The sequence below is a fragment of the methanotrophic endosymbiont of Bathymodiolus puteoserpentis (Logatchev) genome, from assembly GCF_900128525.1.
Classification (GTDB): Bacteria; Pseudomonadota; Gammaproteobacteria; order Methylococcales; family Methylomonadaceae; genus Methyloprofundus.
The window spans coordinates 1-5,747 of record NZ_FQTQ01000188.1 but is presented as its reverse complement, the minus strand read 5'-3'; the positions used below and the strand labels follow the sequence as shown (position 1 = coordinate 5,747).

Here is a 5,747-nt window from a genome sequence, read left to right as displayed (position 1 = left end):
GAATCCAAAGTGCACTAACAACGTGCGAGGGGGGTATTTTTTCGAAGATAACCCTGCAACTGTATTGGATTTTTGGTCATAGTTGTGATGGATGTAGGGGGTACACTCACTACCATTAAGTTAAGGAATTAGCTCATTGGGGCGCAGTGCTTTAGCCTGCTTTCATAGCTGAAAATAGCAGGCTAAAGCACTGCGCCCCATATTCTATTGCTCTTAACTTAATGACAGTGAGGGGGGGGGGACACTGGGGCACTATTGATTCGCCGTGTGGTGAATCGATTTTTGTGATAGAAGCTCCCAAACCTATCATGGGATTGCAGTGATGCGGCTACTTTATTTGGGAGTCCTGCATAGAGAATATTAGGTGACAAGGTGTTAGCTGGCTCTTGAAAATAGTGGTAGCTCTTGGGTGATGAATCAAGTAATACCTGCACTCTCAGTAAACTGCATGGCATGCAATTGCGCATAAGCACCTTGTTTAGCAATTAGCTCCGTATGTGAACCACGCTCAATTATCTCGCCATGCTCCATAACCAAAATGACATCTGCCTTTTCTATAGTAGACAGTCGATGTGCAATAACAATCGTCGTTCTATGTGCCATCACATGCTCTAAAGCTTTTTGAATATAACGTTCAGATTGTGTATCCAAAGCAGATGTCGCTTCATCAAGGATCAAGATAGGTGCATTTTTTAATAAGGCGCGTGCAATAGCTAAACGCTGTCTTTGCCCGCCAGATAACTGTATACCATGCTCGCCGATTTCCGTTTGTATGCCGTGCGATAAAGCCTCAATAAACTCAGTTGCATAGGCATCTTCCGCCGCTTTCAAGACGGCCGCCTCCTCAACATTACCCAAAACACCATAAGCGATATTATTAAAGACAGTATCGTTAAATAAAGTAATATTTTGGGTCACTAAAGCAATCTGCTCTCTTAAACAGCTTAAGCTGTATTGATTAATCTCAATACCATCAATTAAAATACGCCCTTGAGTATAATCGTAAAAACGTGGAATTAAATTTGTTAAGGTGGTTTTACCACTACCTGAAGCGCCTACAATCGCAACCGTTTGTCCTGCTTCAATAGTAAGGTTAATCTTTTTTAACGCGAGCTGTTTAGAGTTAGGGTAGCTAAAAGAAATATTTTCGAAGTGTAATATACCTTTACCTTTTGCCTTATCAATAGTACCTTGATCCTTCTCTGGCTCCACATCTAAGGCATTAAAAATATCGCCAGCTGCCGCTATACCTTTTTGAATGTCATTATTTGCTTGGGCTAAGGATTGAACGGGTTTAGGTATCATAAAAGCCGCTAATAAATAAGCGACAAAATCACCGGTATTCGCGGTATCCATAATGGTTAAAGCTAAGAAAAGTAGAGCGGATAAAGCCGAAGCAACTAATAGCTGCATAATCGGATTTTGAATGGCAGCGACTAAGGCAACTTTTTGCGACTGTTGCTTATTAAAAAGACTGACTTTTTTAAAACGTTTTATTTCATAATCAGAACCACCAAAGCATTTAACAACCCGAGCTCCCATGACCAGTTCAGAAGTAATATGCGTCATATCGCCCATTGAATCTTGTACATTTTTACTTAGCGATCTTAGTTTTTTGCTGACCTTAGTGACTAGCACAGCGATAAACGGCGCGATAATGAAAAATATAAGCGTTAACTGCCAGTTAAGCCAAAGTAGATAGCCTAACAAGCCAATAGCTGTTAATCCTTCTCTAATAAAGGTTCTTACCGAATCCGTGACAGCGCGAGTGACTTCTGCGACATTATAGGTTATCAGTGAAATTAAGTGGCCGCTATTTTGCGCATCAAAATATTCTATAGAAAGTTTCGTGTAGTGATTAAAAATTTCTTGTCGAAGCTGATTGACAACATTCACTGAGACTTTGGCTAAAAAATAATTACCAAAAAAAGCCCCCGTGCTTCTCAATAGCACAAGTGCCATAATATAGGCAGGTAAAAATTTATTCTCGGCCTTATTACCTTGCTCTATCGTATTAATAATTAATTTCACAAGTTCGGCAAACAAAGGCTGGGCAACTGCTACAATAACAAAGCCAAGCACACTAACTATAAAGAACTTGATAAAAGGCACGACATATTTAAGAAGTCGCGTGTAAATTGTAAAGCTTGAAGTTTTTTGTGTCATGCAGAAAAAAGATAGAGATAACCGTGTACACATCAGCTTAGCACGAACTAAAAATTCCATACAGTTAAAATGAATGACTAAAATATTAGCTACATTATTTTCTATATCACTAGGCTTAATGCCTGCGTTAGTTTTAACTGTCCGTCATGGAGATAATATTGCAGCCATAACGCTATTTATATTGTCTCTCATACAATTAGTACAGCATAGACCTATTAACTTTAGTTTAAAGACTAAGGAAAAAATATTAATTTTGTCCTTAATTTTACTACCTATTGTTATAGCTTTTGATGTGCTATTAAGGGATTTAAGAGTTAGGTATTTAGATTACTATTTACGATTTATTTTAGTTATACCCATTTATTTTGCATTACGACAAGCAAAAGTAAGCTTAAAACCTTTTTTTATCGGCATACTTCTGGGTGCTATAGGGGCTGGACTATTTGCAATTTATCAGGCTATGTTTATTGATGCACTTAATGTGCATGGCTATATTTTGAAAATAAATTTTGGTAACCTTGGCCTCCTACTTGGGGTAATGAGCATGTTTGGGTTATTTTTATTACTTAATGGTGGTTATAAAAAAACATTGATTTTGCTTTGTCTCGTTGCTTTTGGATTTGGATTAACAGCCTCAATTTTGTCTGGGACCAGGGGCGGCTGGATTGCCTTGCCCCTTTTTATTAGCTTATTCTTATTTTATTTTCCTGCAAAAAAGTGGCAAAAAACATTAAGCTTTGCAGTTTTAGCAATCATACTGATTATTACTTATTCCTCTAATGCTTATTTTAAGTCACGAACTGATTCAGCCTATCATAATGTCAGTACTTATCTTTACTCAGATGGTTTGAAATCTGCAAACAGCTCAGAAGGCATCCGATTTGAATTATGGAAAGCTGCATGGATAATTTTTACTGAACATCCTATTGTTGGGATTGGCTCAGGGCAGTTTAATGATGCTCTCAAAGAAAAAATAGAGGCAGGTAAAATACCAAAAATACAAATATTTGACCATGCACATAATGAACCTTTACAGATATTAGTAACAACCGGAATCATTGGCTTTCTAAGTTATATTTTCCTTTATGCAGGTGTCTCTTATTATTTTTATAGTTCTTTATCTATAGGTAGTACTTATAAAATAAGATATTTAAGCACCTTAGGACTTATTTTGGTTTGTGGGTTTTTAATTTTTGGTCTTACTAATTATTCTTTTGGCCACCAAGTGATGGTTTTATTTTTTTCAGTCATGGTAGTCAGTATTGCTGGAATGATAAGCAATATAGAGCGAGAGGAAAGCTCTGAATGATTGAATTGATAAACTTATTTATTTAGATATACAGCGTGAATTAACTATGCAAAATAATAACTGGGCTATGCTTTGTTTATCTCCTGCTAAAGGAGGGCTAGAAATGGTGGCGGTAGATACTGTTAAAAATATAGCTAAATTTAGCTATGCGATAGCACTAGAAAAAAGCTGGATAGCAGAATCATTATCTAATTTAACGGGTAGAGATATTTATCTTTCTTCAGCGCTCAGTATGCGTCATTTTCCTTATTTTACTGCGCTAAAAATTGCCCAATGGATAACAGAAAATAATATTTCACTGCTTCATATTCACTGGGCAAAAGATCTTCCATTAGCCGCATTGGTTAAGAAAATATTAATAGCAAAGCACTATAAATTGCAATTGGTTGTAAGCCGACATATGTCATTACCGCGCCCAAAGAAAAGTATCTATCATCGTTGGATCTATACTTCGATTGATGCTTATGTCAGTGTCTGTGACTTTGTACATGAACAAGCTCAACGTAACTTGCCAGTAGCAAGGGGCAAGCTTTATAAAATCTACCCAGGTGTCGATAGCATTAAGCAAGCAGCAAACTTACCTTTTGCAATTAATCCTCATAAAATTAATATTATTGTACTGGGAAGGCTTGAACCAGTGAAAGGACAGCATTTAATGTTGCAAGCTTTAGCTGATTTATCGCAAGCGAATATACATTGCTATTTTGTTGGACATGCGATGGGCGAAAGTTATTTATCTGAACTTAAGGCGTTGGCTAAAAATTTAGGTATAACTTCAAAGGTAACATTTTGTGGTTTTATACAGAACCCAGCACAATATTTAGCGCATTTTAATGCCTTGATTTTAACCACACGTTGCGAAACTTTTGGTTTGGTACTTATCGAGGCGATGAGAGCGGGTATTTTAGCGATTGGTTCTAAAGCAGGAGGCGTCACTGAAATTATTGAACACCAGAAAACCGGCTTATTATTTGAAACAGAAAATGCACTAGCCTTAGCTGAGCAATTAGAATGGTTTATTACACATCCAGCCGAGGTAAATGCAATTGTTTTAGAAGGTAAAAAAAGAGCTGAGCAATTATTTGATAAAAAGATTAATTACCAGCTTTTAGAGAATACCCTTAGTGATCTCTAGTCATTATAAATATTTGTTGTGCATTTCTATTCACTTTTTGATAAATTATAGTCTGCTTATGGTCAAGGTTACGTAAATGGAAATCAAACACCTATTACGATTTTCGAGAGATTGGGTAAGAAGGATTTTTGGAATTTTGCTATTTGACATTGCGCTTGAACCTGCAACACTTCCAATATCAAACCTGAAGCATATTGTATTTATTCGCTGGGATGCAAAATGGGGTGATGCCATCATTTCTTCATTTGTATTCGAGCACTTACGAAAAACATACCCTGAGGTTAAAATCAGTGTAGTTACATCAGTAGCGATGTCTGACTATTTTCGAAATTATGTAGATGTTAACCAAGTTATTGAGATACCTAAAAGACCTTCTTATAAACGATTAAAAATACTTGCAGAGCAGCTAGGAGTTGTTGATTTACTGGTTCATTTTTCATTTATGAAAATGAAAGATCTATATTTCCTAAGTAAAGTACAGGCTCTGAATGTTGCTGGCTTAGATGATGAAATTCAACGAGTTAATATTAAACTAGGAAGAGATACACAAGGTAAACATTTTGCACAGAAGTTTGTAGTTCTTCTTGAATATTTAGGTATCGAAGCAGTAACACCAAAATATCAAGTCCCTTTAAATATTAAGGCAGTGGCAAAATCTGAACGATTCTTAGCTATGAAAGGAGAACGTTCGTTATTAGTAATTAATCCTTACGGTAGCAGTAAAAAGCGCAAATTAAACACGCTTACTACTAAAAAAATAATCATTGAGGCTCTTAAGTTGCGGCCTAATATAAATATTGCTATTTTGTCTACACCAGAAACAATTTCTGAGGTTCACGAATTATGCCTTAATTTAGATCGCACTAATGTGTTCTATTATCCTGAGTGCAGGACAATTTATGATGCGATAGCTTTAGTATCTAAAGCTGAATGGGTAATTTCTGTAGACACGGCAATAGTGCATATTGCATCAGGTTTAAAAAAACCCTTACTTGCACTTTATAGCCCAGATAAGGAATGAGCACAAATTAATTTAGGCAAGTTCAATTTAAGAATTATAATGATGCAACTCATAAACTTTATTTAAAATCGACCCAAGATAAAACCTTACTCAAAAGAAATTGAAGCGCAGATGCG

At 36.2% G+C, this 5,747-nt stretch carries 4 protein-coding genes; 3 read left to right on the top strand and 1 reads right to left on the bottom strand.

Annotated features, from left to right (window positions below):
- Window positions 1-417: 417 nt before the first annotated feature.
- Window positions 418-2,166: a lipid A export permease/ATP-binding protein MsbA gene (gene msbA, locus BQ7314_RS13585; RefSeq protein ID WP_174484233.1), complete on the bottom strand. Its 1,749-nt coding sequence runs from the start codon at window positions 2,164-2,166 to the stop codon at window positions 418-420.
- Window positions 2,167-2,239: 73 nt separating this feature from the next.
- Between msbA and BQ7314_RS13580 the strand changes: the two genes are divergently transcribed.
- The 3 genes from BQ7314_RS13580 to BQ7314_RS13570 all read left to right on the top strand — a co-directional run bounded on the left by BQ7314_RS13580 (window position 2,240) and on the right by BQ7314_RS13570 (window position 5,631).
- A complete protein-coding gene (locus tag BQ7314_RS13580; RefSeq protein WP_174484232.1) occupies window positions 2,240-3,475 on the top strand; it encodes an O-antigen ligase family protein in 1,236 nt (411 codons plus the stop codon).
- A 46-nt stretch (window positions 3,476-3,521) separates the two neighbouring features.
- The gene (locus BQ7314_RS13575) at window positions 3,522-4,610 is read left to right on the top strand and encodes a glycosyltransferase (RefSeq protein ID WP_174484231.1); all 1,089 of its coding nucleotides are present in this window, start codon (window positions 3,522-3,524) and stop codon (window positions 4,608-4,610) included.
- A 76-nt stretch (window positions 4,611-4,686) separates the two neighbouring features.
- Window positions 4,687-5,631, top strand: coding sequence for a glycosyltransferase family 9 protein (locus BQ7314_RS13570; RefSeq protein ID WP_174484230.1), 945 nt, complete (start codon window positions 4,687-4,689; stop codon window positions 5,629-5,631).
- The last annotated feature ends 116 nt before the right edge of the window (window positions 5,632-5,747 follow it).